This is a genomic window from Streptomyces sp. CA-135486, from assembly GCF_050936555.1.
In the GTDB taxonomy this organism is placed as follows: domain Bacteria; phylum Actinomycetota; class Actinomycetes; order Streptomycetales; family Streptomycetaceae; genus Streptomyces.
The window spans coordinates 1,367,077-1,392,005 of record NZ_JBNJMM010000001.1 but is presented as its reverse complement, the minus strand read 5'-3'; the positions used below and the strand labels follow the sequence as shown (position 1 = coordinate 1,392,005).

21 protein-coding genes are annotated in these 24,929 nt (G+C 70.0%); 10 read left to right on the top strand and 11 right to left on the bottom strand.

The window, feature by feature from the left end; genetic code table 11:
* Positions 1–119: 119 nt before the first annotated feature.
* Positions 120–2,828, bottom strand: a complete 2,709-nt coding sequence (gene ppdK, locus ACQEVG_RS06190; protein WP_432978212.1) for a pyruvate, phosphate dikinase — start codon at positions 2,826–2,828, stop codon at positions 120–122.
* Between the two features lie 681 nt (positions 2,829–3,509).
* Complete coding sequence (dusB, locus tag ACQEVG_RS06185; RefSeq protein ID WP_432978209.1) at positions 3,510–4,670, bottom strand: tRNA dihydrouridine synthase DusB; 1,161 nt, start codon at positions 4,668–4,670, stop codon at positions 3,510–3,512.
* Positions 4,671–4,722: 52 nt separating this feature from the next.
* On the opposite strand from dusB, the gene ACQEVG_RS06180 reads away from it, so the two are divergent.
* From ACQEVG_RS06180 to ACQEVG_RS06165, 4 genes are all read left to right on the top strand, one after another.
* A complete protein-coding gene (locus ACQEVG_RS06180) occupies positions 4,723–6,153 on the top strand; it encodes an MFS transporter (RefSeq protein ID WP_432978206.1) in 1,431 nt (476 codons plus the stop codon).
* Between the two features lie 95 nt (positions 6,154–6,248).
* On the top strand, positions 6,249–8,780 hold the full coding sequence (locus tag ACQEVG_RS06175; RefSeq protein ID WP_432978203.1) for an ATP-binding protein: 2,532 nt from the start codon (positions 6,249–6,251) through the stop codon (positions 8,778–8,780).
* Positions 8,781–8,933: 153 nt separating this feature from the next.
* Entirely contained in the window at positions 8,934–9,641 is a 708-nt protein-coding gene (locus ACQEVG_RS06170) for a dioxygenase (protein ID WP_432978200.1), read from the top strand.
* Between the two features lie 30 nt (positions 9,642–9,671).
* The gene (locus ACQEVG_RS06165; RefSeq protein ID WP_432978197.1) at positions 9,672–10,832 is read left to right on the top strand and encodes a hypothetical protein; all 1,161 of its coding nucleotides are present in this window, start codon (positions 9,672–9,674) and stop codon (positions 10,830–10,832) included.
* Between the two features lie 73 nt (positions 10,833–10,905).
* Here the strand turns inward: ACQEVG_RS06165 and ACQEVG_RS06160 are convergent, their stop codons facing one another.
* Complete coding sequence (locus ACQEVG_RS06160; RefSeq protein ID WP_432978194.1) at positions 10,906–11,760, bottom strand: helix-turn-helix domain-containing protein; 855 nt, start codon at positions 11,758–11,760, stop codon at positions 10,906–10,908.
* 101 nt (positions 11,761–11,861) lie between these two features.
* Between ACQEVG_RS06160 and ACQEVG_RS06155 the strand changes: the two genes are divergently transcribed.
* Entirely contained in the window at positions 11,862–13,301 is a 1,440-nt protein-coding gene (locus ACQEVG_RS06155) for an MFS transporter (RefSeq protein WP_432978191.1), read from the top strand.
* 63 nt (positions 13,302–13,364) lie between these two features.
* On the opposite strand, the gene ACQEVG_RS06150 is transcribed toward ACQEVG_RS06155, so the two are convergent.
* The 3 genes from ACQEVG_RS06150 to ACQEVG_RS06140 all read right to left on the bottom strand — a co-directional run bounded on the left by ACQEVG_RS06150 (position 13,365) and on the right by ACQEVG_RS06140 (position 15,584).
* Positions 13,365–13,574 (bottom strand): DUF6243 family protein, encoded by a 210-nt coding sequence (locus ACQEVG_RS06150; RefSeq protein WP_432978188.1) that lies wholly within the window; start codon positions 13,572–13,574, stop codon positions 13,365–13,367.
* A 185-nt stretch (positions 13,575–13,759) separates the two neighbouring features.
* Positions 13,760–13,963 carry a hypothetical protein gene (locus tag ACQEVG_RS06145; RefSeq protein WP_432978185.1) on the bottom strand — a complete coding sequence of 68 codons (204 nt, stop codon included), beginning with the start codon at positions 13,961–13,963 and terminating at the stop codon, positions 13,760–13,762.
* Between the two features lie 241 nt (positions 13,964–14,204).
* On the bottom strand, positions 14,205–15,584 hold the full coding sequence (locus ACQEVG_RS06140) for a glycine--tRNA ligase (protein WP_360880011.1): 1,380 nt from the start codon (positions 15,582–15,584) through the stop codon (positions 14,205–14,207).
* Positions 15,585–15,785: 201 nt separating this feature from the next.
* On the opposite strand from ACQEVG_RS06140, the gene ACQEVG_RS06135 reads away from it, so the two are divergent.
* The 4 genes from ACQEVG_RS06135 to ACQEVG_RS06120 all read left to right on the top strand — a co-directional run bounded on the left by ACQEVG_RS06135 (position 15,786) and on the right by ACQEVG_RS06120 (position 18,951).
* A complete protein-coding gene (locus tag ACQEVG_RS06135) occupies positions 15,786–16,757 on the top strand; it encodes a metal ABC transporter substrate-binding protein (protein ID WP_432978181.1) in 972 nt (323 codons plus the stop codon).
* 26 nt (positions 16,758–16,783) lie between these two features.
* Entirely contained in the window at positions 16,784–17,542 is a 759-nt protein-coding gene (locus tag ACQEVG_RS06130; protein ID WP_432978178.1) for a metal ABC transporter ATP-binding protein, read from the top strand.
* A 2-nt stretch (positions 17,543–17,544) separates the two neighbouring features.
* Positions 17,545–18,438, top strand: coding sequence for a metal ABC transporter permease (locus ACQEVG_RS06125; protein WP_432978175.1), 894 nt, complete (start codon positions 17,545–17,547; stop codon positions 18,436–18,438).
* 63 nt (positions 18,439–18,501) lie between these two features.
* Positions 18,502–18,951, top strand: a complete 450-nt coding sequence (locus tag ACQEVG_RS06120; RefSeq protein WP_432978172.1) for a Fur family transcriptional regulator — start codon at positions 18,502–18,504, stop codon at positions 18,949–18,951.
* 837 nt (positions 18,952–19,788) lie between these two features.
* On the opposite strand, the gene ACQEVG_RS06115 is transcribed toward ACQEVG_RS06120, so the two are convergent.
* The 5 genes from ACQEVG_RS06115 to ACQEVG_RS06095 form a co-directional block, all read right to left on the bottom strand.
* Positions 19,789–20,124, bottom strand: a complete 336-nt coding sequence (locus ACQEVG_RS06115) for a hypothetical protein (protein ID WP_432978169.1) — start codon at positions 20,122–20,124, stop codon at positions 19,789–19,791.
* The gene (locus ACQEVG_RS06110; protein WP_404723322.1) at positions 20,121–20,966 is read right to left on the bottom strand and encodes an isoprenyl transferase; all 846 of its coding nucleotides are present in this window, start codon (positions 20,964–20,966) and stop codon (positions 20,121–20,123) included. Before ACQEVG_RS06110 ends, ACQEVG_RS06115 begins: the two co-directional genes overlap by 4 nt.
* 14 nt (positions 20,967–20,980) lie before the next feature.
* A complete protein-coding gene (recO, locus tag ACQEVG_RS06105; RefSeq protein WP_360879981.1) occupies positions 20,981–21,727 on the bottom strand; it encodes a DNA repair protein RecO in 747 nt (248 codons plus the stop codon).
* A 197-nt stretch (positions 21,728–21,924) separates the two neighbouring features.
* Complete coding sequence (locus ACQEVG_RS06100; protein WP_432978164.1) at positions 21,925–22,194, bottom strand: DUF1905 domain-containing protein; 270 nt, start codon at positions 22,192–22,194, stop codon at positions 21,925–21,927.
* A 29-nt stretch (positions 22,195–22,223) separates the two neighbouring features.
* A complete protein-coding gene (locus ACQEVG_RS06095) occupies positions 22,224–23,066 on the bottom strand; it encodes a hypothetical protein (RefSeq protein ID WP_432978161.1) in 843 nt (280 codons plus the stop codon).
* Positions 23,067–23,374: 308 nt separating this feature from the next.
* Between ACQEVG_RS06095 and ACQEVG_RS06090 the strand changes: the two genes are divergently transcribed.
* Positions 23,375–24,736, top strand: a complete 1,362-nt coding sequence (locus tag ACQEVG_RS06090) for an FAD-dependent oxidoreductase (RefSeq protein ID WP_432978158.1) — start codon at positions 23,375–23,377, stop codon at positions 24,734–24,736.
* Positions 24,737–24,929 lie beyond the last annotated feature (193 nt).

Below are 24,929 nucleotides of genomic sequence, written 5' to 3'. Positions count from 1 at the left end.
GCCCCGCACAAGGCGCCCGCCCCTTCCTCTGGTGCTCCGGAGCCGCCACCGGGTCGGTGAGGGTGGGTACCGAGCTCCCGGGGGCGAGCCCCCGAGAGACCGGCAACGGCTCCGGCGGCCTATCGGGAGTCGCTGCCCTTCGACTCGGCCGCCGCGCGGCCGGCCTCCAGACGCGCCACCGGGATGCGGAACGGCGAGCAGGACACGTAGTCCAGACCCACCTCGTGGAAGAAGTGCACCGACTCCGGGTCGCCGCCGTGCTCACCGCACACGCCCAGCTTCAGATCGGGCCGGGTGGCCCGGCCCGCCTCCACCGCGCTGCGTACGAGCGAGCCGACGCCGTCCTTGTCGATCGTCTCGAACGGGGAGACCCCGAAGATGCCCTTCTCCAGGTACGCCGTGAAGAAGCTCGCCTCGACGTCGTCGCGGGAGAAGCCCCACACGGTCTGGGTGAGGTCGTTCGTGCCGAAGGAGAAGAACTGGGCCGCCTCGGCGATCTGACCGGCGGTCAGCGCGGCGCGCGGCAGCTCGATCATCGTGCCGATGGTGAGCCTGAGGTCGGTGCCGGTGGCGGCCTGCACCTCGGCGATGACCTGGTCGGCCTCCTCGCGGACGATCTCCAGCTCCTGGACGGTGCCCACCAGCGGGATCATGATCTCCGCGCGGGGGTCGCCCTTGGCGTTCTTGCGCTCGGCCGCGGCCTCGGCGATCGCCCGTACCTGCATCGCGAACAGACCGGGGATGACCAGCCCGAGGCGTACACCGCGCAGACCCAGCATCGGGTTCTGCTCGTGGAGCTTGTGCACGGCCTGGAGGAGGCGCAGGTCGTTCTCGTTGGCGTCCTTGCGGGACTCGGCGAGGGCGACGCGCACCGACAGCTCGGTGATGTCGGGCAGGAACTCGTGCAGCGGCGGGTCGAGCAGCCGGACCGTGACGGGCAGCCCGTCCATCGCCTCGAAGAGCTCGACGAAGTCCTTCTTCTGGAGCGGCAGGAGGGCGCCCAGCGCCTGCTCGCGCTCCTCGTCCGTGTCAGCGAGGATGAGCCGCTCGACCATCTCGCGGCGCTCACCGAGGAACATGTGCTCGGTGCGGCACAGGCCGATGCCCTGCGCGCCGAAGCGCCGTGCGCGCAGCGCGTCCTCGGCGTTGTCGGCGTTGGCCCGTACTCGCAGGCGGCGTACCCGGTCCGCGTAGGCCATGATCCGGTGCACGGCGCCGACCAGTTCGTCGGCGTCGTCGGCGCCCGCGTGCATCCGGCCCTCGAAGTACTCGACGACCGGGGACGGCACGACCGGCACCTCGCCGAGGTAGACCTTGCCGGTGGAGCCGTCGATGGAGACGACGTCGCCCTCTTCGATGACGGTCCCGTTGACGGTCAGTCGGCGCCGCTTGGTGTCGACCTCGAGGTCCTCGGCGCCGCAGACACAGGTCTTGCCCATGCCGCGGGCGACGACGGCGGCGTGCGAGGTCTTGCCGCCGCGGCTGGTCAGAATGCCCTCGGCGGCGATCATGCCGTCGAGGTCGTCGGGGTTGGTCTCACGGCGGATGAGGATGACCTTCTCGCCGGAGCGCGACCACTTGACCGCGGTGTACGAGTCGAAGACGGCCTTGCCGACGGCCGCACCCGGGGACGCCGCGATACCGCGGCCGAGCAGCTCGGCCTTCGCGTTCTCGTCGAAGCGGGGGAACATCAGCTGGGCGAGCTGCGCGCCGTTGACCCGCTGCAGCGCCTCGGCCTCATCGATCAGGCCCTGGTCCACGAGCTGGGTGGCGATACGGAAGGCCGCGCCGGCGGTCCGCTTGCCGACCCGGGTCTGCAGCATCCACAGCTGGCCGCGCTCGATGGTGAACTCGATGTCGCACAGGTCCTTGTAGTGCGTTTCGAGGGTCTCCATGATCTGCATCAGCTGGTCGTACGACTTCTTGTCGATCGTCTCCAGCTCGGCGAGCGGCACGGTGTTGCGGATACCCGCGACGACGTCCTCGCCCTGCGCGTTCTGCAAGTAGTCGCCGTAGACGCCCTGGTGGCCGCTGGCGGGGTCGCGGGTGAAGGCGACGCCGGTGCCGGAGTCGGGGCCGAGGTTGCCGAAGACCATGGAGCAGATGTTGACGGCCGTGCCGAGGTCGCCGGGGATGCGCTCCTGGCGGCGGTAGAGCTTGGCGCGGTCGGTGTTCCACGACTCGAAGACCGAGCGGATCGCGAGGTCCATCTGCTCGCGCGGGTCCTGCGGGAAGTCGCGGCCCGCGTCGCGGGAGACGATCTTCTTGAACTGCTTGACCAGCTTCTTGAGGTCGGCGGCGTCGAGGTCGGTGTCGACGGTGACCTTCTTGGCGGCCTTGGCCTCGTCGAGGGCATCCTCGAAGAGCTCGCCGTCGACGCCGAGGACCGTCTTGCCGAACATCTGGATGAGACGGCGGTACGAGTCCCATGCGAAGCGCTCGTCGCCCGCCTGCTGGGCGAGCCCGACCACCGAGTCGTCGGAGAGACCGATGTTGAGGACGGTGTCCATCATGCCCGGCATGGAGAACTTCGCGCCCGAACGTACGGATACGAGAAGGGGGTTGTCGGCCTGGCCGAGCTTCTTGCCCATCGACTGCTCGAGGGCGTCGAGGTGCGCACTCACCTCGTCGCGCAGCGCGGCGGGCTCCTTGCCACTGTCGAGGTAGACCTTGCACGCCTCAGTGGTGATCGTGAAGCCCGGAGGGACGGGCAGGCCGAGGTTGGTCATCTCAGCGAGATTCGCGCCCTTGCCGCCGAGCAGGTCCTTGAGGTCCCTGTTGCCCTCGGTGAAGTCGTAGACGAACTTCTGATCTTTGTTTTCCGACACGGGTCTCGACTCCTCGAGGACTCGGTGGCTGCCCTGACGGCGAGGAACATACCCAGATCAAAGGCGTCTGGGTACGTCCACTTGCTCGTCATACGGCTGTAACCACTCATCCGCCACCAGATCGAAAGTATCCAGCGGCGAAGTGGATCTATCGTGTGTTTTCAAGTCCTGAAGCCATGAATGCGCAGGGCGATGATTTTAGGGGTCACTACTACACCCAGCGACGATTCACTATGCCGACTGAACCCAGAAAGGGTGGCACTGGGTGCCACACGTCCGAGAGGTGCAGTCGACGCTATTTTGCTCATCTGAGCGCCACCCCTATCAAGGGTGGCGAGAATCACGCGGCCGCGAGGCCTTCCGTCCCATCATCCGGACCCCGTTTCCCGGGCCGAAACACACCGCCTGAGCACGTCGAGATCCACGTCCTCCAGGCTATCCGCGAAGACCCGGCCGGGCGATGCGAGCGCCCGGAGCGGGTGGTGACCGCCTGATGGGGACCGGGATGCGGCTGGTCCGTACGGTGTCGTCGGCGCCGCTGCCGGCGAGGTGGCACTCAGGGCCACGCCGGCCGGCGGCTTGTTCGGGCGGCGGCGACGACCCCCATCAGATGAGCGGCGCTGTCCTCCGGGGCCGGGACGCGCTGCTGGGCCGGGGCGGAGCCCCGGCGGCCCGCCGGCGTCAGCCGCCCGAGGTGTCCAGTTCCGCGTCCGCGCTGACGCCCGCGCAGTCGTACGGGTCCTTCAGCCATCCCTCCGGCAGGACAACCCGGTTGTTCCCCGACGTACGACCGCGAGGCCCATCCGCGCCCACCGGCCACGGCTGGTCCAGATCCAGCTCGGCCAGCAGCCCGTCCATCTCCGCGAGCGACGACGTGATCGCCATCTTCTTGCGCATCTCGGAGCCGACCGAGAAGCCCTTCAGATACCAGGCCACATGCTTGCGGAAGTCGATCACGCCGCGCGCCTCGTCGCCGATCCACTCCCCCAGCAGCTCCGCATGCCGGCGCATCACGACCGCGACCTCCCTCAGCGTCGGCGTCGCATACGTGCCCGCACCCTCGAACGCCGCCACCAGGTCGCCGAAGAGCCACGGCCGCCCCAGGCAGCCGCGCCCCACGACCACCCCGTCGCAGCCCGTCTCGCGCACCATCCGCAACGCGTCGTCCGCCGACCAGATGTCGCCGTTGCCGAGCACCGGGATCTGAGGGACGTGTTCCTTCAGCCGGGCGATCGCGTCCCAGTCCGCCGTGCCGCCATAGTGCTGCGCCGCCGTACGCCCGTGCAGCGCGATCGCCGTCACGCCCTCGTCGACCGCGATCCGGCCCGCGTCGAGATACGTGATGTGGTCGTCGTCGATCCCCTTGCGCATCTTCATGGTCACCGGCAGCGCGCCGGCGTTCGAGACGGCTTCGTTCAGGATCGCCCTCAGCAGCGGCCGCTTGTACGGGAGCGCCGAGCCGCCGCCCTTGCGTGTCACCTTCGGCACCGGGCAGCCGAAGTTCAGGTCGATATGGTCGGCCAGATCCTCGTCCACGATCATCCGGACGGCCTTGCCGACGGTGACCGGGTCCACTCCGTACAGCTGAATGGACCGGGGGGTCTCACTCTCGTCGAAGTGGATGAGCTGCATCGTCTTCTCATTGCGCTCGACCAGCGCCCGCGTCGTGATCATCTCGCTGACGAACAGCCCCTTACCGCCGGAGAACTCACGGCAGAGGGTCCGGAAAGGCGCGTTCGTGATGCCGGCCATCGGCGCGAGCACCACCGGCGGCTGCGCGGCGTGCGGGCCGATCCTCAGCGCCGGGGAGGGCGTCGACAGGGGCGGGGCGAGCGTGGTCATCCGTCCATTGTCGCGTACGACGCCGGTCACTAGTCAGCCGTACTATCCGCGTATGCCCGAGCTCACACATCGACGGCGCCTGCTGGTCCTGGCGATCTGCTGTATGAGCCTGTTGATCGTCAGCCTCGACAACACCATCCTCAATGTCGCGCTGCCGGCCATGCGCAGCGAGCTGGGCGCCTCCGTCGCCGGGATGCAGTGGACCATCGACGCATACACGCTGGTCCTCGCCTCACTGCTGATGCTCTCCGGCTCCACCGCCGACCGGATCGGCCGCCGCCGCGTCTTCCGTATCGGGCTCGTGCTGTTCACCCTCGGCTCGGTGCTCTGCTCCCTCGCCCCCAGCCTCGAAGCGCTCGTCGCCTTCCGCATGGTCCAGGCGGTCGGCGGCTCCATGCTCAACCCGGTCGCCATGTCGATCATCACCAACACTTTCACCGACCCACGCGAACGCGCCCGCGCGATCGGGGTCTGGGGCGGTGTCGTCGGCATCTCCATGGCCGCGGGGCCGCTGGTCGGCGGAGTGCTCGTGGACAGCGTCGGCTGGCGCTCGATCTTCTGGGTCAATCTGCCCGTCGGGCTCCTGGCGCTCCTGCTGACCTGGCGTTACGTACCGGAGTCCCGCGCCCCGAAGCCGCGCCGCCCCGACCCGGTCGGCCAGCTCCTGGTCATCGCCCTGCTCGGATCGCTCACGTACGCGATCATCGAGGCGCCCGCTCCCCTCTTCGCCGTGATCGCCGCCGTCGCACTCGTGGGACTGCTGCTGTACGAGCCAAGGCGCCGTGAGCCCCTGATCGACCTGCGCTTCTTCCGCTCCGCGCCGTTCAGCGGGGCCACCGTCATCGCCGTGTGCGCCTTCGCCTCGCTCGGCGGATTCCTCTTCATCAACACCCTCTATCTGCAGGACATCCGCGGCCTGTCCGCCCTGCGCGCCGGTCTGTACATGCTGCCGATGGCCGCCCTCTGCTTCGTCTGCGCACCTCTGTCGGGACGGCTGGTCGCCGGCCGGGGACCGCGCCTGTCGCTGCTGATCGCGGGCACGGCGATGGCCGCGAGCGGGGTGTTCTTCGCCGCCTTCCGGGCCGAGACGTCGACGCCCCTCATGTTCGCCGGCTACGTCCTGTTCGGCCTCGGCTTCGGCATGGTGAACGCGCCGATCACCAACACCGCCGTCTCCGGAATGCCGCGCGCGCAGGCCGGCGTCGCCGCCGCCGTCGCCTCCACCAGCCGCCAGATCGGGCAGACCCTCGGCGTCGCCGTCGTCGGGGCCGTTCTCGCGGCCGGTGTCTCCGCCACCTCGTACACCGCAGGCTTCGTCGCCGCGAGCAGGCCCGCCTGGTGGGTCATCACCGGATGCGGACTGTGCGTACTCGTCGTCGGAGCACTGACCAGCGGGCCATGGGCGCAGGAGACGGCGCGGCGCACGGCGGAGCGGCTCAAGTCGCCGGAGCGGGACCAGGCGCCGTCCACAGCGAGCGCATAGCGGGCGCTCAGCCCGTGCTCAGACGCCGTGGGGCGTGGCTCACCTTCTGCGGAGACGGTGGTGCCGGGTGCGGCCGGTCGGCAAGGATTCGAGGGATGAGCCCGAGTCGAACGTGCGAGGAGTGCGGGAGAGAGCTGCCCGGCAAGGGCAGGCGTACGGGAAGTGAGCCGGCGCAGGGTGGCCGGCCCGCCCGCTACTGCCGTGCCGCCTGCCGGCAGCGAGCCTTCCGCCGCCGCTCGGCACAGGACGGCACGGGCCGTACGCAGCCGCCCGCCGCGCCCGGCGCCCCCACACCGGCCGCGCCCGTGCGGGGCCGGGAACTGCCGCGTGCACTCGACTCCTTCGTCGGCCGCAGCCGCGACCTGTCCCGGCTGCGCACCCTGGTGAAGTCGGCGCGGCTGCTGACCCTCACCGGCCCCGGCGGGGTCGGCAAGACCCGCCTCGCGCTGGAATTCGCCGGGAGCCTGCGCGGCGGCGCCGACGGCCGGGCCCAGTTCGTCGAGCTGGACTCGCTGCACGACGGCAACCAGCTGCCCCAGGCGGTGGCCACCACACTGGGCCTGGGCGAACGCGGCGGCCGCAGCGGCGTCGAGATGCTCGCCCACACCCTGGGCGACCGCTCGATACTGCTGATCCTGGACAACTGCGAGCACCTGGCCGAGCCGTGCGCACAGCTGGCCGCGGCCCTGCTGAGCCGGTGCCCCCGGCTGCGGATCCTCGCCACCAGCCGCGAGGTGCTGCGGGTTCCGGGCGAAGTGGTGTTCCGGGTCGGCGAACTGTCCCTGTCAGAGCTCGCCGACGAGGACGACCCGGCAGCCGTGCTGCAGGCCGATGCCGTACGGCTCTTCGTGGAGCGCGCCGCCGGCCGCGTGCCCGGATTCGCGCTGGACGCCGGCAACGCCCGCACCGTGGCGGAGATCTGCCGTCGTCTTGACGGGATGCCGCTGGCCATCGAACTGGCGGCCCGCCGCACCGGAGCCCTTCCGCTGAGCGACATCCTGGCCGGCCTGGACGACCAGCTCGCCCTCCTGACGGACGGCAGCAGGACCGGGCCCGGCCGGCACCGCGAACTGGCCGCGGCGATCGACTGGAGCCATCGATTACTGGACCCGGAGGAGCAGACCCTCTTCCGCCGGCTCGCCGTCCTCGCCGGCGGATTCGACGCCGTGGGCGCGGCCGCGGTCTGCGCCGACGGCGAGGTCCCGCCGCGTGATGTGCTGCGCGTGCTGTGCGCCCTGGAGGCCAAGTCCCTGATCGTACGGCTGCCGGGGACCGAGGACCCCGCGAGATTCCGGCAGTTGAGCGCCATCCGTGCCTACGCGCTGGACCGGCTCGCCGACTCCGGCGAGCTGCACAAGACCTGGCAGCGGGCCCTGGACTGGCTGACCGGTCTGCTGGAGCCCGCCGCCGAGCGGCTCTTTGCCGACCAGATCGGTGGAGCGCCGGCGAGGGAACGGGAGAACCTTGCGGCGGCCGTCGCCTACGCCACCGGCCGCGACGGCAAGCCGCCCCTCGGGCTGGCCCTCGCGCTGGCGCGGGTGCGCTTCCAGCAGGAGCAGCTGACGGCCGCCCGCGCCCTGCTGACCCAGGTACTCGCGCAGGAGGACGGCTCCACGCACGGCGGTGCGGCACTGGCACTCGCCGCACGCGCGGCCTGCCAGCAGCAGGACCCGGCGGCCGCGCTGCACTTCGCGGAGCAGGCGGTGGCGATCGAGCGGCGGCGCGACAACCCCACCGCACTCGCCAACGCCCTGGACGCCCGGGCGGCCGCCCTGGTGTGCGGCGGCGAGTTCGCCCGGGCAGTCGCCGACTTCGCGGAGTGCCTGGACATCGTCGCCACACTCGGCCGCCCCCGCGACACGGCGTCGTGCCGCCACCATCTGGCCTGGGCGCTGCTGCACATCGGCAAGGCGGCCGAGGGCGACGAGCTGATGGCGTCCTGCCTGCCGCTGCTGCGCGGACAGTCCCCCTGGACCCAGTCGGCGGCCGCCCTGCACACCGCCGGTGCGATCCGGCTCGCCCTGCGCGATGCCGACTCGGCCCAGGGCCTGTTCGCCGAGGGCCTGCGCTCGGTGCCCGGCGAGAGCTTCCACGCGCTGTATCCGCTGGAGGGGCTTGCCGTCGTGGCGGCCGAGCGGGGCCAGATGAAGCGGTCACTGCGGCTGTTCGCGGCCGCGGCGCAGGCGCGCCGACGGCTGGACACCGAGCCGGAGGCCGAGTGGCAACGGCAGGTCGAGTCGGCGACGGCCCGCGCGGCGTCGGCGCTGCCCCCGGCGGGGCGGGAGGCTGCGGTGGCCCAGGGCCACGGGATGGGCTGGGAGCGACTGATCGCGTACGCCCTGCGCGGCACCGACGAAGGAGCGACACCAGCCGTCCGTACGGAAAACGGGCAGTCCCCGCTCACAGGGCGGGAGATGACGGTGGCGGCGCTGGTCGCCGAGGGACTGACCAACCGCGAGATCGCCGCCCGTCTGGATCTGTCGGCGAGCACGGTCTCGACCCACCTCGACAACGTGCGGGACAAGCTGGGCATGCGCTCCCGTACGCAGATCGCGCTGTGGGTGGCCGGCAGGGAGAAGCGCCGGGCCGCCTCCGAGCACGGTCCGCGCCGCGGCGAGGTTTCGTAACGCCGCCAAGTCGCCGGTCATCCGATCGATCCGCGTGCCCGCCGCAGCGACCAAGCTGAGCGGAACAGGGCATTCCAAGGACCCGACGGCGTGGATCCGGTTCCTCCCCCCACGGAATGCCCTGCCTGGACAGTAATCCGGCAAGGAGACGCGATGCGGCACGACCACGATGCGGACGGCGAACACACCAGCTCGAGGCGGGCGTTCATCAGAACGAGCTCGGTGGGAATGACCGCCGCCCTTGTGGCGACGAGCGGGGCCGGTGCCGCTCTGGCGGCACCGGTGAGCACTGTGCAGAAGGCACGCGCGGCGGGACGCCCGCTGGCCGTCACGCCCGCCTGCGACGGTCATGAGACCCCGGCGGCGACCGAGGGCCCGCTCTTCAAGCCGCAGTCCCCCGAGCGGACGGACTTCCTCACCCCCGCGATCCGCGGAGTGCGGCTCGAACTGAGCGGCATCGTCTACGACACCGCCTGCAAACCCCTGCCCGGGTCGCTCATCGAGTTCTGGCAGTGCGACCAGAACGGCGACTACGACACCGCCGGCTTCTCGCTGCGCGGACACCAGTACACCAACAGCAGGGGCGCGTTCCGGCTCGCGACGATCATCCCCCGGGACTACTGGGGCCGTTGGGGCCAGCGGGCTCCCCATATCCACACCCAGGTCCAGGCCCCCGGCGGACCGGTGCTCGTCACCCAGCTGTACTTCCCCGACAACACCCAGGCGTACGGAAGGGACTTCGCCGCGCTCAACGCCGCGGACCGGCTCCTCAACCGGGCCTGCACGATCACGCTCGCAGGCCCGAAGGACGGCCGCTACACCGGCGCCTTCGACTTCGTCATCCAGACCACGGCCAAGTAGCCGACCGCCGATCACCCAAGGATTTCCGTGATGAATACGAGCAAGTCATCCCGGCGCCTGCATCTCGGACGGCGGCCGCTGGTGGCGGCGCTGGCCGCGGGCGCCATCGCGGCCGGGGGCCTGATCGCCGCCGGCACCGGCTGGGCCGGACCCGCGCCCGCCGCCAAGGACGCGGCGGCCGCACCGGCGCGCGTCGCCGGACAGTGGCAGTCGACCGCGGTCCCGGTGACCAAGGGCGACATCACCGCCGTGGCCGCGCTCAGCGACAAGCAGGCCTGGTCCGTCGGCTACCGGCTCAAGAGCGACACCGAGCTGGAGACCCTGGCCCTGCACTGGGACGGCACGTCCTGGACTCAGCAGTCGACGCTGCCGGACGGCAGCTTCCCGCAGGCGCTCGCCGTACGGTCGGCCAGTGACATCTGGGCGGTCGGCGCGACGGCGGTCCACTGGGACGGCACCTCCTGGACCACGCGCAATCTCGACCGTGACCCCGCGGGCCGGTTGACACCCGACGCGGTGGTGACAACGTCCGACGGGAAGGCCTGGACGGCCGGCCGCGCGGTGCCGCAGGGCATCAAGAACGGGGTCCCCGCCATCCAGGCGTGGGACGGCACGGCCTGGCGCCGGCAGACCCTGCCCGATGTCGGCAAGGGCGAACTCACCAGCCTCACGGCCGTCGCACCGGACGACATCTGGGCGGCGGGCACGTCCTTCGCCACCGACGACGCCGCGGAGACGGCCCTGCTGCTGCACTGGGACGGCACCTCCTGGACGCGGGTCGCCGCGCCCACCGCCGCCACGGACGAGCACCGCTGGCTCAGCGGCATCACCGCACTGGGTGCCGATGACATATGGGCGGTGGGCGGTTCGACGTCCACGGCAGGCGATCGCCCCTACGCCGTGCACTGGGACGGCAAGAAGTGGACCGACGTCAAGACACCCGAGATCGCCGACGGCCGGCTTCGAGCCGTCGGTAGGGCCGGGGACGGCAAGCTGTGGGCGGTCGGCGGCAAGGGCGCTGTCTCACTCGCCCTGCGCTTCGACACGCAGCAGCGCCGCTGGGAGAAGGCAGCCGACCCCGGTGTGGTGGTGCGAGCCTTCACCACTGTGCCGAAGACCGCAGACCTGTGGACCGTGGGCATCGCCAAACAGGGCGACCTGGTCCCAGCGGTGACCCGCTTCACGGGCTGACCGGCACACCGAACCCGGGCCCGGACCGCACGCCACGGTCCGGGCCCGGACCCGTGCGGACTTTCTTGCGCGTTCAGACCTCGGCGAGCGCCAACGCCTGGAGTTTCTCGAGCCGTTCGCGGCTCTGCTCGTCGAGGGGTACGTAACTGATCAGGCGCGGGCCCGTGGTGGGCCCCAGCCAGAGGTTGTTGTGCTCCAGGTGCAGCAGGCCGACATGGGCGTTGCGGATCAGCTTGGTCCTGCCGCCCTGGCTGACGACCTCATGGCGCGCCCACACCTCGCGGAACTCCTCCGAGGCCGTCTCAAGACGCCGCAGCAGTGCCGTCCAGGCGGGCTCGGCGAGATGCTCGGCCATCGACGCACGGAACTTGGCCGCCATCGTCCGGTTCACGTCCCCCACATCGGCGACCGCCGCGCGCCAGTCGTCGTTGGTGAAGGCCAGGATCATGCAGTTGCGGTCCTCGGGCGGCACCGCGTCGAGGTCGCAGAGCAGCCGTCCGTACGTCCGGTTGTAGGCGAGGATGTCGTACCGGCTGTTCTGGATGCAGGCCGGGATCGGTTCCAGCTGCTCCAGCAGCTGCCGCAGCGCCGACGTGACGGTCGGGCAGGGCCCGCCCGGCGCCGGGTCGGCGGCCGCGGCCAGCGCGAAGAGATGGGCGCGCTCGCTCTGGTCGAGGAGCAGCGCGCGGGCGAGCGCGTCGAGGACCTGCGGGGAGACCTGGATGTCCCTGGCCTGCTCCAGCCAGGTGTACCAGGTGACGCCGACGGCGGAGAGCTGGGCGACCTCCTCCCGGCGCAGCCCCGGGGTGCGCCGACGGCGGCCACGCGGCAGGCCCACCTGCTCGGGCGTGATCCGCTCGCGACGGCTGCGCAGAAAGCCCGCGAGCTCATGCCTGCGTACGTCGGACTCCTGCACCATCGTCGTCATGCCCCCAGGGTGCCGAACGGCCGGGACCATTGCCAGGTACTGCTTGTACCAGGATAAAGAGACTCTGGTACCAGGCTACGCGGGGGCGCATCGTCGAGGACGTGAGTGAGACCAGTGTCCTTTCCCAAGAGCCCGTCCGCGCCGCCGACGGCCGGAGCGCGCCTGTCCTCGGCCCGCTCGGGCTGTTCACCCTGCTGCTCGGTGCGGCACTTCCGCTGATCGACTTCTTTATCGTCAATGTCGCCCTGCCGACCATCGACCACGACCTGGCCGCGGGTCCGGCCCTCCTTGAACTGGTCGTCGCCGGATACGGACTCTCGTACGCCGTGCTGCTCGTCCTCGGCGGACGGCTCGGCGACATGTTCGGCCGCCGCCGGCTCTTTCTCATCGGCATGGCCGCCTTCGGACTGACCTCCCTGGCGTGCGGCCTCGCGCCGGACGCCTGGACGCTGGTCGGGGCGCGGGTGGCCCAGGGCGCCGCGGCCGCGCTGATGATGCCGCAGGTGCTCGCCACCATCCAGGCGGCGACGGCCGGGCCGCGCCGGGCCAGGGCAATGAGCCTGTACGGAGCGACCGCCGGGCTTTCGATGGTCGCCGGGCAGATCCTCGGCGGCGTGCTCGTCGCGGCCGACATTGTCGGCAGCGGCTGGCGCGCGGTCTTCCTGGTGAACGTGCCGGTGGCGCTGATCGGTCTGGTGCTGGCTGCCCGCTCGGTGCCAAGGACGCGCGCCGAGCGCCCGGCGCCGGTCGATGTGCCCGGGACGCTGCTGCTGACCGTGGCCCTGCTGACGCTGCTCGCGCCGCTGACGGAGGGGCGGGCCGCCGGCTGGCCGCTGTGGACCTGGATCGCGCTGGCGGTGTTCCCGTTCGCGGCCGTCGCCTTCTACCGGGTGGAGCGGCGCGCGGACCGGCGGGGGCGTACGCCGCTGGTGCCGCCGAGCCTGTTCGCGCAGGTCTCGCTGCGGCGTGGGCTCGCGCTGGTGCTGCCGTTCTCGATCGGCTTCGGCGGCTTCATGTTCGTGATCGCGGTGGCGATGCAGCAGGGGGCCGGGATGGGGGCCGTCGCCTCCGGTCTGGCACTGGCCCCGATGGCACTGGCCTTCTTCGTGGCGTCGCTGGCGGGGCCGCGACTGGTCGTGCGCTACGGGAGCCGGATCGTGACGGCGGGCTCGGTCATGCAGGCCGTGGGCATCACGGTACTGACGCTGACCGTGTGGGGCACCTGGCCGCACGTGGGGTTCGCTGAACTGCTGCCGGGCGTCGCACTCGCCGGCTTCGGCCAGGGCCTGCAACTGCCGGTGATCTTCCGCATCGTGCTCTCCGACGTACCGGCGGAGCGGGCCGGGGTGGGCGGCGGGGTGATGGTGACGACCCAGCAGTCCGCGCTGGCGCTGGGCGTGGCCACGCTGGGCTCGCTGTTCCTGTCGCTGGTCACTTCGGCGGGGATGCGTGAGGCGCTGACGGTCACGCTGCTGGTGCAACTGGGGATGGTGGTGCTGGTGGCGCTGCTGAGCCTGCGCCTGCCGCGCACGGTGAACTGACCGCACGCCCGGACATGACCGTGGGCCCGGATCGCACTGTGCGATCCGGGCCCACGGTGTTGATCAGGCCTCGCCCTGCGGCGACTGGTCGGGCGACTCGTCGTCCGTCGCGCCCTGGGCGCGCTCGCGCATCTTGCGCACCAGCTCCTGCTTCTGGTCGGCGGCTGTCTTGCGGTCGGCGTTGCGCGCCGGACCGTTGCCCTGCTGGTCGGCGCGCGACAGCTTCTTGCGCTGTCCGCCCACGCCGAGGAGGTTGTTACGGCTCTTGGCCACGGGGTTCTCCCATGAGAAGTGACTCGGGACTCGTCAGACGGGGGCGGTAATCGACCGCCACCCTCTCACTCGTAGATCTGGAAGAACGAAGACATGCAGGTGACGCTACCGTGCCGGGGGCAGCCTGAGCACATCGAATTCGAGCGTGTGGCCGGTTCAGCCCGGTCAGCCGGTGCGGGGAGCCGTCACGCGCTCGGGTCGACCGTCGCCTGGTGGGCCTCGGCCAGATGCTCCTCCGCCTTCAGCCAGGGCAGGAACTGCGCCCCCTTGCGCCAGCCGCAGGTGTCGCAGGTCAGCATGCGCTGCATGCCCGATTTCTGTACATGCACGACGTGTTCGCGGCCGTGCTGATCCCATCTGCTGACCTTGCTCGTGGTCATGGACGGCATCGTTCCTCCAGGTGATGGGTGCGCCCAGTGTGCAGCAGGTTCAACATCAACAGCACTACCTTGTCGCGCTATTGCCCCACGCTTCGCCCCGCATGCTCCCGGCGGGCGCTCAGGCGCCACCTCCGGCCCGGCGCGGCATGTCGATGAACTCCTCGACGTGCGCGACGCGTTGGCGCTTGCGATACGGGGGCACGCGAAGGCCGGCCGGGCCCTTGGCCCGGCCGGCCGGTGAAGCGACTGGTCAGCAGCCGAGCAGACGGCTGCCCAGGTACTGCTGGATCTGGTCCAGCGAGACACGCTCCTGCGTCATGGTGTCGCGCTCGCGCACGGTGACGGCGTTGTCGTCGAGGGTGTCGAAGTCGACGGTGACGCAGAACGGGGTGCCGATCTCGTCCTGGCGGCGGTAGCGGCGGCCGATGGCGCCCGCGTCGTCGAACTCGATGTTCCAGTTCTTGCGCAGGTCCGTGGCGAGACCCTTGGCCTTCGGGGAGAGCTGCGGGTTGCGGGACAGCGGCAGCACGGCGACCTTGACGGGCGCGAGGCGCGGGTCGAGGCGCATCACGGTGCGCTTCTCCATGACGCCCTTGGCGTTGGGGGCCTCGTCCTCGTTGTAGGCGTCGAGGAGGAAGGCGAGCATGGCGCGGCCGACACCCGCGGCGGGCTCGATGACGTACGGGGTCCAGCGCTCGCCGGCTTCCTGGTCGAAGTACGACAGGTCGTTGCCGGAAGCCTTGGAGTGCGCCGAGAGGTCGTAGTCGGTGCGGTTGGCGACGCCCTCGAGCTCGCCCCACTCGTTGCCGCCGAACTGGAAGCGGTACTCGATGTCGGCGGTGCGCTTGGAGTAGTGGGAGAGCTTCTCGGCCGGGTGCTCGTACCAGCGCATGTTCTCCTCACGGAGACCCAGGTCGCGGTACCAGTTCCAGCGCTGCTCCATCCAGTATTCCTGCCACTTCTCGTCCTCGCCCGGCTTGACGAAGAACTCCATCTCCATCTGCTCGAACTCGCGGGTGCGGAAGATGAAGTTGCCGGGCGTGATCTCGTTGCGGAAGGACTTGCCCATCTGGGCAATCCCGAACGGCGGCTTCTTGCGCGAAGTCTGCTGCACCTGGGCGAAGTTGGTGAAAATGCCCTGGGCGGTCTCGGGGCGCAGATAGGCGATGGAGCCGGAGTCCTGGGTGGGGCCGAGGTGCGTGGCGAGCAGGCCGGAGAACTGCTTGGGCTCGGTGAACTGGCCCTTGTTGCCGCAGTTGGGGCAGTTGACCTCGGCAAGGCTCTCGGGCAGGCGGCCGTGCTTCGCCTCGAACGCCTCCTCCAGGTGGTCGGCGCGGAACCTCTTGTGGCAGGAGGTGCACTCGGTGAGCGGGTCGGTGAACGTGGCGACGTGACCGGAGGCCTCCCAGACCTCGGTGGCCAGGATCACCGACGAGTCGATACCGACGACGTCCTCACGGGAGGTGACCATGTAGCGCCACCACTGGCGCTTGATGTTCTCCTTGAGCTCGACGCCGAGCGGGCCGTAGTCCCAGGCGGCACGCTGACCACCGTAGATCTCGCTACAGGGATAGACGAAGCCACGGCGCTTGCTCAGGCTGACGATGGTGTCGATCTTGTCGGCGGCCACGGTGCTCTCTTCATTACGACGACGACGGGAATTAACAGGTGCGGCGCGAAGCGCCTCGGTGAGGGGGTGGTGGTCGGGAGACGGGCGGGCGAATGCTTCAGATTACCGGCGGCCGCACCCCCCGGATCAAATCGGTAGGGGCCAGGGGCGGCTCAGCACCCTTGTTGACAATCGTTTCCAGTTTTGTTGAAAATGACTGTCATGAACGTACGCCGCCTCATACCCACCACTGCCGTTGCGGGAGCCGTCGTCCTCGGCCTCATGGCCGTCTCCGCCTGCTCCACCTCCGCCGCCGACGGCCGGAGCGACGACGGCAAGCTGAAGGTGGTGGCGTCGTTCTACCCCATGCAGTTCCTGGCCGAGCAGATCGGCGGCGACCATGTCTCGGTCTCCACCCTCACGCCGCCGGGCGTCGAGCCGCACGACCTGGAGCTCAAGCCGCGCCAGACCGCCGCGCTGAACGAAGCCGGCTACATCCTCTACCTCAAGGGCATCCAGCCCGCCGTCGACAAGGCCATCGCCCAGTCCGACGCGAAGAACAAGCTCGACGCCGCCACCCTGACCACGCTGGAACACCACGGCACGGAGGGCGGCCACAGCCACGAGGGCGAGGAGGCCGGGCACGACGAGCACGGTGACGAGGGCGAGGCCGGCGCCGACCCGCACATCTGGCTCGACCCCGTGAAGTACGCCGAGGTCGCCAAGGGCGTCGGCACGTCCCTGGGGAAGGCCGACCCGGACCACGCGGCGGACTACAAGAAGAACACCGACGCGCTGGTCACCAAGCTGAACGGGCTGCACACCGAATTCCAGTCGGGCCTGAAGAACACCACCACCAAGACCTTCATCACCACCCACTCCGCATTCGGCTACCTCGCCGAGCGCTACGGCCTGGACCAGGAGGGCATCGCGGGCCTCGACCCCGAATCCGAGCCCAGCCCGGCCCGTATCAAGGAGCTGCAGGCCGTCGCGGCGAAGGACAAGGTCGGCACGGTCTTCTTCGAGACCCTGGCCAGCGACAAGACCGCAAAGACCCTCGCCAAGGACACCGGCCTGAAGACGGACGTCCTCGATCCGCTCGAGGGGATCACGGACAAGTCCCAGGGCCGCGACTACACCGAGGTGATGAAATCCAACCTCGCCGCGCTGCAGAAGGCTCTCGGCGCGAAGTGACGCACGACGTATCGGAGGCAGGAGCGATGGAGCCCGTCATATCCGCCAGCGGGGCGCAGGCTACGCTCGGCTCGCGGCCCGTGCTGCGCGGCATCGACCTCACCGTCGAGCGCGGTGAGGTCGTCGCGCTGCTCGGCGCCAATGGTTCGGGCAAGTCGACCGCCGTGCGCTCGGTGATCGGCCAAGTGCCGCTCACCGGCGGCGAGATCGCCCTGTTCGGCACCGAGCTGCGCCGTTTCCGGGAGTGGTCGCGCATCGGTTACGTACCGCAGCGCACCACCGCCGCGAGCGGTGTGCCCGCGACCGTGCGGGAGGTCGTCTCCTCCGGTCGTCTCTCGCGTACGAGGCTGGGCCGGCTCGCCAAGGCCGACCGGGCGGCCGTGCAGCGCGCCATCGAGCTCGTGGGGCTCACGGACCGCGCCAAGGACTCCGTGAACGCCCTGTCCGGCGGCCAGCACCAGCGGGTCCTGATCGCCCGTGCGCTCGCCTCCGACCCCGAACTGCTGATCATGGACGAGCCGATGGCGGGCGTGGACCTCGTCAGCCAGGAGATCCTCGCCGGGACACTGCGCGAGCAGGTCGCCGCCGGGACGACGGTGCTGCTGGTGCTGCACGAGCTGGGTGCGCTGGAGCCGCTCATCGACCGCGCGGTGGTGCTCCGCGACGGCTGCGTGGTCCATGACGGGCCCCCGCCGAAGGCCGTGGGGCAGCACGCCCTGCCCGGCCACGACCACGTACATCCGCACGCGGCCGACGAGCCGCTCCGCACGGGACTGCTGACCTGATCATGGAAATCCTCGAGACCGCCTTTATGCAGCGGGCGCTCATCGCGGCCGTGCTCGTCGGCATCACCGCGCCCGCCGTCGGCATCTATCTGGTGCAGCGCCGGCAGGCGCTGATGGGCGACGGAATCGGACATGTCGCGATGACCGGCGTCGGCCTCGGCTTTCTGCTGTCGACCAACCCCGTCTGGATGGCGACGCTCGTCTCCGTCGTGGGCGCGGTCGCGATGGAGCTGATCCGGGCGTACGGACGCACCCGCGGCGACATCGCCCTCGCGATGCTCTTCTACGGCGGTATGGCGGGCGGCGTGCTGCTGATCAACATCTCGGACACCGGGTCGACGGCGAATCTGAGCTCATACCTGTTCGGATCGCTCTCCACGGTCTCCGAGGAGGACCTGACGGCGATCGCGCTGCTCGCCGCGTTCGTGGTGCTCGTCTCGCTGGGGCTGCGGCGGCAGCTGTTCGCCATCAGCCAGGACGAGGAGTTCGCCCGGGTGACCGGACTGCCGGTGCGGGCGCTGAATCTGCTGATCGCCGTCACCGCGGCGGTCACGGTCAGCGTGGCGATGCGGGTGGTCGGGCTGCTGCTGGTCAGCGCGCTGATGGTGGTGCCGGTGGCGGCGGCGCAGCAGCTCTCCCGGTCGTTCAGGGCCACCTTCGCCGGGGCGGTGGCGATCGGTATCGCCGTCTCACTGGCCGGAACCGTCACCTCCTACTACCAGGATGTGCCGCCAGGAGCGACGATCGTATTGCTGGCCATCGCGGTCTTCGTGACGCTGACCGCGCTGGCGGCACCTCTGGCGAGACGGCGTGCACACACGGCGGAGGCGAGTACGGCAGAGTGCACCGCGGACCTGCCCGGCACCCGGCGGCCGGGCGACGACGTCAAGGTCTGAGTCCGGGCCTGGCACAATGACCCGACGTACCTGGCGTATGGCGGGCAAAGCGAGGAGGCACCTGTGGCGACGGCGCCAACGGGCGGGAACACCGCCCCTGTGCGAGGCCGGTCGACCCGGCAGCGTGCCGCGGTGGCGGCGGCGCTCGACGAGGTGGACGAGTTCCGCAGTGCGCAGGAGCTGCACGACATGCTCAAGCACCGCGGCGACTCGGTGGGCCTGACCACGGTCTACCGCACCCTGCAGTCCCTCGCCGACGCGGGCGAAGTGGACGTGCTGCGTACGTCCGAGGGCGAGTCGGTCTACCGGCGCTGCTCGACCGACGACCATCACCACCACCTGGTGTGCCGTGTGTGCGGCAAGGCGGTGGAAGTGGAGGGCCCGGCGGTGGAGCAGTGGGCGGAGACGATCGCGGCGCAGCACGGGTATGTGAACGTGGCGCACACGGTGGAGATCTTCGGCACGTGCGCGGAGTGCGCGGGCTCCTTGGCGGGCTCCTCGGCGGAGGGCTGACCGGACCGAGGTCCGGGCGCACCCCGGGCGTCTCCGTGCGGTTCGCCCGCGAAACCCACCACCGGCAGCAACCACCAACGCCTCCTGGCCCACGCCGGCCACGAACCCGGTCACTTGCTGCTTCGGGGCTCGAATTCTGGACTGCAGGTCAGCCCCGGCCGCTACGAGTGCATTGATCTTCTGACCCGTGTCCGGACGGAGGAAGTACCAGTCGGGAACCTCGGCACGAAGCGCCTCGTACAGGCAGCGCGTTTTTCCAGCGGCGGAGCCGCCGACCAGGACGACCAGGCCGCCTGCAACAGTGTGCCCTCTCAGCCATGCGCGGAGATCCGCGTCCAGGTCGCGAGGGACGTACTCCGGATACTCCTCCGACAGTTCCGGATCGGATTCTTCGGGAAGAGGGATAGCGGCATGAATGTTCAACACCAGCCGCCCGGTCACGTGCTCGACTCTCTCGTGTCGGCCACCCACCGCACCAAATGCCTCATCGCGCAGGCCAGACTGCTGCAATGGCCGCGACAGTCGAACGCTCAGCGCCTCGAACAATCCCTTAGCCAGTCCTGCACCCAGAAACGCCGCAGCGCCGATCAGAACAGTCATCCAGGCAGGAACGTGGATGGGCAGGCCAGTTGATACCGCAGCCAACACCGCTGCGGCGATGACCGCTATCAGTGATACCGCGTAGATCAGCCGCTTTCCCCCCATGGGACAAGCATGGGCAGTCGTGTCCATAGGTGTCTACAGGCTCTCACCGGCGCGGGTGGTGGCGGCCACGAGGATCGGATGCGCGTCCGCCCGGTGGACCAGGCGTACCGGCCGGCGCAGCGACGGCGGTTCCTAGCGGTCGTAGCAGTCGTAGGAGCCGTCGTCGTTGCGGCCGACGCTGTTGTGGTCCCAGCAATGCATCGCCGGTGCGACGGTGTACGCGCGCCAGGTCAGCGCGACGGCCACACATGCGGTGGCCACCAGGGCAGCGCGGGAGCGGCGTCCCGCGAAGAAAAGACCGGCCACAGCGGCCCCTGCCGCGAGGACAACGAAGAAGAGGGCGAGCCCGGCGTCGTTGTCGCGCAGCCCGGGGAACGTCTCCATCTCGATGGTGCTCATGATGCTTGCGTAGGCGAACAGCGCCGCGACCGTGAAGAGCACGGCGCCACCACATCCACGTCCGCTCATGCAGAGGTGCCCTCGGGCCGCCCCCGCATCGCCTCCAGCTCCTCGTTCGGGATCGCACCGCCGAACCGCCGGTCCCGCTGCGCGTACTCCAGGCACGCCCGCCACAGGTCCCGCCGGTCGAAGTCCGGCCACAGCACGTCCTGGAAGACCATCTCCGCGTAACTGCTCTGCCAGATCAGGTAGTTGGACGTACGCTGCTCGCCGCTCGGCCGCAGGAAGAGATCCACGTCCGGCATGTCCGGGTAGTACAGGTACTTCGCGAACGTCTTCTCGTTCACCTTCGACGGGTCGAGCTTCCCCGCCGCCACGTCCCGCGCAATCGCCTGCGCCGCGTCCGCGACCTCCGCCCGTCCGCCGTAGTTGACGCAGAAGTACAGCGTCATCGCGTCGTTGTCCTTCGTCTGCTCCTGCGCGACCTGGAGCTCCTGGACGACCGACTTCCACATCTTCGGCATCCGCCCCACCCAGCGGATACGGATGCCCAGCTCGTTCATCTCGTCACGGCGACGCCGGATCACGTCCCGGTTGAAGTTCATCAGGAAGCGCACCTCGTCGGGCGAGCGCTTCCAGTTCTCGGTGGAGAAGGCGTACAGGGAGAGGTTCTTGACGCCCATCTCCAAACAGCCCTTGAGCACGTCGAGGACGACACCCTCGCCGACCTTGTGCCCCTCGGTGCGCGGCAGCCCGCGCTCCTTGGCCCAGCGGCCGTTGCCGTCCATCACGCACGCCACATGGTTCGGCACCAGCTCGCCGGGGATCTTCGGCGGACGCGCGCCCGACGGGTGCGGCTCGGGGACCTTGTACTCGCGGCGGGACCGGCCCAGGATTCCGCGTCGTGCCATGCGGCTCACATCTCCTATTTCTCTACGTATCTGAGCGAGCGCAGGCCGCGCTCCAAGTGCCAGTGCAGATAGGCGGACACCAGCCCGCTGCCCTCCCTGACGTGACGCGCCTCGCACGCGTCCGCCGTGGGCCAGTCGCCGGTCAGCAGTGCGCTGAGCAGACCGATGGCCTCCGCAGAGGGTACGACGCTGCCGGGCACCCGGCAGTCGCCGCATATGACGCCGCCGGCGGCGACGGAGAAGAAGCGGTTCGGCCCGTGCAGGCCGCATTTCGCGCAGTCCTCGAAGCTGGGCGCGTAGCCGTTGACGGCGAGGGAGCGCAGCAGGAAGGCGTCGAGGACGAGGTTCGGCGCATGCTCGCCGCGGGCGAGGGTGCGCAGGGCGCCGACGAGGAGGAGGTACTGCTGGACGGCGGGCTCGCCCTCGTGGTCGGTGAACCGCTCGGCGGTCTCCAGCATGGCGGTACCGGCGGTGTAGCGGGCGTAGTCGGTGACGATGCCGCCGCCGTACGGAGCGATGGTTTCACTCTGGGTGCACAGCGGGAGCCCGCGGCCGACGAGTTCGCTGCCGCGGGCGAAGAACTGCACGTCGACGTGCGAGAACGGCTCCAGCCGCGCCCCGAACTTGGACTTGGTCCGCCGCACGCCCCGGGCGACGGCCCGTACGCGCCCGTGCCCGCGCGTGAGCAAGGTGATGATGCGGTCGGCTTCGCCGAGCTTCTGGGTGCGCAGGACGACGCCGTCGTCACGGAAAAGACTCATCGCGCGCCCCCACGGGTGCCCGGCCGGCCCGCGGCGCAGCCGCTATCGAGGGCAGTCGGGGGTTGCCCCCCGGGTGAGCACAGCATGATGCGGCCGGCCTCACCCAGCTTCTGGGTGCGCGGCACGACGCCGTCATCACGGAACAGGCTCATGGCGCCATTGTCCCGTACGGACAGCGGCCGACGGCCATCGGAGGGTCAATCCGCCACGCGCTCCTCAAGATGCACGGTCACCGAGTCGCCGGCCTCCTTGCCGATCGCCTTGCGCACATCCGCCTTCACCGGCAGTTTGTGCGTGCCGTCTCCGAGCGCCATGAACGAGCTGCGGAACGGATGACCGTCGATCGTCCCGCGGACCTTGACCAGGCCCCGGGTGCCGAAGTACTCGACGGACTCGGACCACACCAGGTAGGTCCAGCCGCCCTTCTCCGGGCTCTTCTGCAGCGTTGCGCTGAATTCCTTGTCCATGCAGTTAGGACGGCGCGGGGCAGCAGAACTCATCGGAGCCGCCAGTGGGACCGCTTTCGTCGATGGTGTCCGCGGCTGGATTGCTCCATCTCCGTGTCCTTGTTGATGGCGCGGGCCAGGATCACCCCGATGAGGATCAGTCCGACGCCGAACCAGGACGCCGCGGCGTCGAAGATCAGGGAGACCACGCCCACCGGGATGATCAAGCCGACCAGCGGGATCAGCAGACTGCGCACCGGTGGCGGGAGCTCGCCGGTGCGGGTGCGGCTGCGGACGAGCTGGGGGTACCACTCGGTGTAACTGAGCGCGGTGACGATCGCCACGATCTGGATGATCCACGCGGTCCAGAGGTTGTTCGCGTTGTGCAGGACGAGATCCCCGAAGCCGCCCGCGATGGCCGCCACCAGGAAGGCCGCGCCCCAGACGCCGGTGATCACGTAGTTGATGCTGAGGAATTCGGGCGACTTCCAGTATTCGGGGCCGACGCGCTCCCGTCCGTACTGCACCGTGAAGGGCACCCGTACGGCCATGGAGCCGAAGGCGATGACCACCAGCGCCAGGTTGGAGATCTCGCCCGCGTATGTCTCCAGCCACTGGTGGGTGCCCGGCGAGGCGGCGGCTCCGACCGCGGCGAGCAGGGCGAAGAAGACGATGTCCGACACTTCGAGGATCTTGACCGAGCTGCCGCGCCGGCGCTTCCGCGTCGCGATGAGGAGCGCGACCGCCACCGCGAGGGCGAGACCTACGGCCAGTTCGAAGCGGCCCGGTCCGACGAGGACCGAGAAGATGATCCACGGGGACATCCCGACGATCGGGCTTTCGAGCGCGGCGTCGAGGCGACCGCCGGGTGCCATGCCTGCGACAGCTTTCATTGCGGGGGCCCCTTTGCCCGGGCACATCCTCCTGGTCCCAGCGTGCCGCGTGATGCCCGGCGGCGCCAGATGAGGCCAGGCGGGGGCCGTGGCGGTGGGTCACGGGCCGAAGGTTAGGGTGTGCTTACCTGGCTCTTCTGTCGGGTGCCGGGTCATAGACCAGGCTTATGGGTTCATAGGTACGGGGCGGGTACCGCGGCGGGAGCGCTGTTGCCAGGGTGGCGTAGGAGAGCCGGCTCCCTCCGCACGCGCCAGGCCGTCTCACTCGCCGGTCACGCCCCATGGACCTCGTTCGAAGGGAACCATTCATGCCCCGCCCTCTGCGGATCGCGATCGTCGGTGCCGGCCCCGCCGGGATCTACGCCGCCGACGCACTGCTGAAGTCCGAGGCCGCCGTCGAGCCCGGTGTCTCCATCGACCTCTTCGAGCGGATGCCCGCGCCGTTCGGGCTGATCCGGTACGGCGTCGCACCCGACCATCCCCGGATCAAGGGCATCGTGACCGCCCTGCACCAGGTGCTCGACAAGCCGCAGATACGCCTCTTCGGAAATGTCGACTACCCGAGCGACATCGGCCTGGACGATCTGCGTGAGTTCTACGACGCGGTGATCTTCTCCACGGGCGCGGACGCGGACCGGGCGCTCGACATCCCCGGCATCGAACTCGACGGCTCGTACGGGGCCGCGGACTTCGTGTCCTGGTACGACGGCCACCCGGACGTTTCGCGCGGCTGGCCGCTCGACGCGGAGAAGGTCGCCGTACTCGGCGTCGGCAATGTCGCGCTCGACGTGGCCCGTATTCTCGCCAAGACGGCGGACGAGCTGCTGCCGACCGAGATCCCGCCGAATGTGTACGAAGGTCTCGCCGCCAACAAGGCCCTCGAGGTCCATGTCTTCGGGCGGCGCGGTCCCGCGCAGGCCAAGTTCAGCCCGATGGAGCTGCGCGAGCTCGACCACTCGCCGAACATCGAGGTCATCGTGGACCCCGAGGACATCGACTACGACGAGGGCTCCATCGCCACCCGGCGGGGCAACAAGCAGGCGGACATGGTCGCGAAGACGCTGGAGAACTGGGCGATCCGGGATGCCGGCGACCGCCCCCACAAGCTGTTCCTGCACTTCTTCGAGTCCCCGACCGAAGTCGTCGGCGAGGACGGCAAGGTGGTGGGCCTGCGTACGGAGCGGACACAGCTGGACGGCACCGGCAATGTCACCGGTACCGGCGAGATGCGCACATGGGACGTGCAGTCCGTCTACCGGGCGGTCGGCTATCTCTCCGACGAACTGCCCAAGCTTCCCTTCGACTTCCTCACCGGCACTGTGCCGCACGAGGGCGGACGGGTGATCGAATGCGGCGAGCATGTGCAGTCGACGTATGTGACCGGCTGGATCAAGCGCGGACCGGTCGGGCTCATCGGCCACACCAAGGGCGACGCGAATGAGACGGTCGCGAACCTGCTGGAGGACCACGGGAATGGGCGGCTGCACACGCCGGTCGCGCCCGGCGAGGACGCGGTCGTCAACTTCCTTGAGGGCAGGGGCGTTCGCTACACGACGTGGGAAGGCTGGCACCGCCTGGACGCGGCGGAGCGGGCGCGGGGCGAGGCGGAGGGGCGGGACCGGGTGAAGATCGTCCCCCGCGAGGAGATGCTGCGCGCGAGCGGGGCGTAACCCTGGGCTCGGCCCCGGACCCCCGCGCCTCAATCTCCCCCAGACTTCGTCCGGGGGGACCCCCACGTGGCTTGAAATGCCCGGGCGAGCCGGAAGTTCGGGCCGGGCAATCAAGCCCGTCCGGCGATTGAGGACACGCGGCCGAGGGCGCGGGTGGCCCCGGGCGCGCATTACTCCCGGGGGAGTACGCCAC

Excerpts from the sequence above, each read along its gene's own strand:
- ACQEVG_RS06170 (WP_432978200.1), top strand. The coding sequence starts at position 8,934 with ATGCGGCACGACCACGATGCGGACGGCGAACACACCAGCTCGAGGCGG.
- ACQEVG_RS06100 (WP_432978164.1), bottom strand. The coding sequence starts at position 22,194 with ATGGACAAGGAATTCAGCGCAACGCTGCAGAAGAGCCCGGAGAAGGGC.
- ACQEVG_RS06160 (WP_432978194.1), bottom strand. The coding sequence starts at position 11,760 with ATGACGACGATGGTGCAGGAGTCCGACGTACGCAGGCATGAGCTCGCG.
- ACQEVG_RS06135 (WP_432978181.1), top strand. The coding sequence starts at position 15,786 with ATGAACGTACGCCGCCTCATACCCACCACTGCCGTTGCGGGAGCCGTC.
- ACQEVG_RS06095 (WP_432978161.1), bottom strand. The coding sequence starts at position 23,066 with ATGAAAGCTGTCGCAGGCATGGCACCCGGCGGTCGCCTCGACGCCGCG.
- ACQEVG_RS06125 (WP_432978175.1), top strand. The coding sequence starts at position 17,545 with ATGGAAATCCTCGAGACCGCCTTTATGCAGCGGGCGCTCATCGCGGCC.
- ACQEVG_RS06165 (WP_432978197.1), top strand. The coding sequence starts at position 9,672 with ATGAATACGAGCAAGTCATCCCGGCGCCTGCATCTCGGACGGCGGCCG.
- dusB (WP_432978209.1), bottom strand. The coding sequence starts at position 4,670 with ATGACCACGCTCGCCCCGCCCCTGTCGACGCCCTCCCCGGCGCTGAGG.
- ACQEVG_RS06115 (WP_432978169.1), bottom strand. The coding sequence starts at position 20,124 with ATGAGCGGACGTGGATGTGGTGGCGCCGTGCTCTTCACGGTCGCGGCG.
- ACQEVG_RS06145 (WP_432978185.1), bottom strand. The coding sequence starts at position 13,963 with ATGCCGTCCATGACCACGAGCAAGGTCAGCAGATGGGATCAGCACGGC.
- ACQEVG_RS06130 (WP_432978178.1), top strand. The coding sequence starts at position 16,784 with ATGGAGCCCGTCATATCCGCCAGCGGGGCGCAGGCTACGCTCGGCTCG.
- ACQEVG_RS06175 (WP_432978203.1), top strand. The coding sequence starts at position 6,249 with ATGAGCCCGAGTCGAACGTGCGAGGAGTGCGGGAGAGAGCTGCCCGGC.
- recO (WP_360879981.1), bottom strand. The coding sequence starts at position 21,727 with ATGAGTCTTTTCCGTGACGACGGCGTCGTCCTGCGCACCCAGAAGCTC.
- ACQEVG_RS06090 (WP_432978158.1), top strand. The coding sequence starts at position 23,375 with ATGCCCCGCCCTCTGCGGATCGCGATCGTCGGTGCCGGCCCCGCCGGG.
- ACQEVG_RS06110 (WP_404723322.1), bottom strand. The coding sequence starts at position 20,966 with ATGGCACGACGCGGAATCCTGGGCCGGTCCCGCCGCGAGTACAAGGTC.
- ACQEVG_RS06180 (WP_432978206.1), top strand. The coding sequence starts at position 4,723 with ATGCCCGAGCTCACACATCGACGGCGCCTGCTGGTCCTGGCGATCTGC.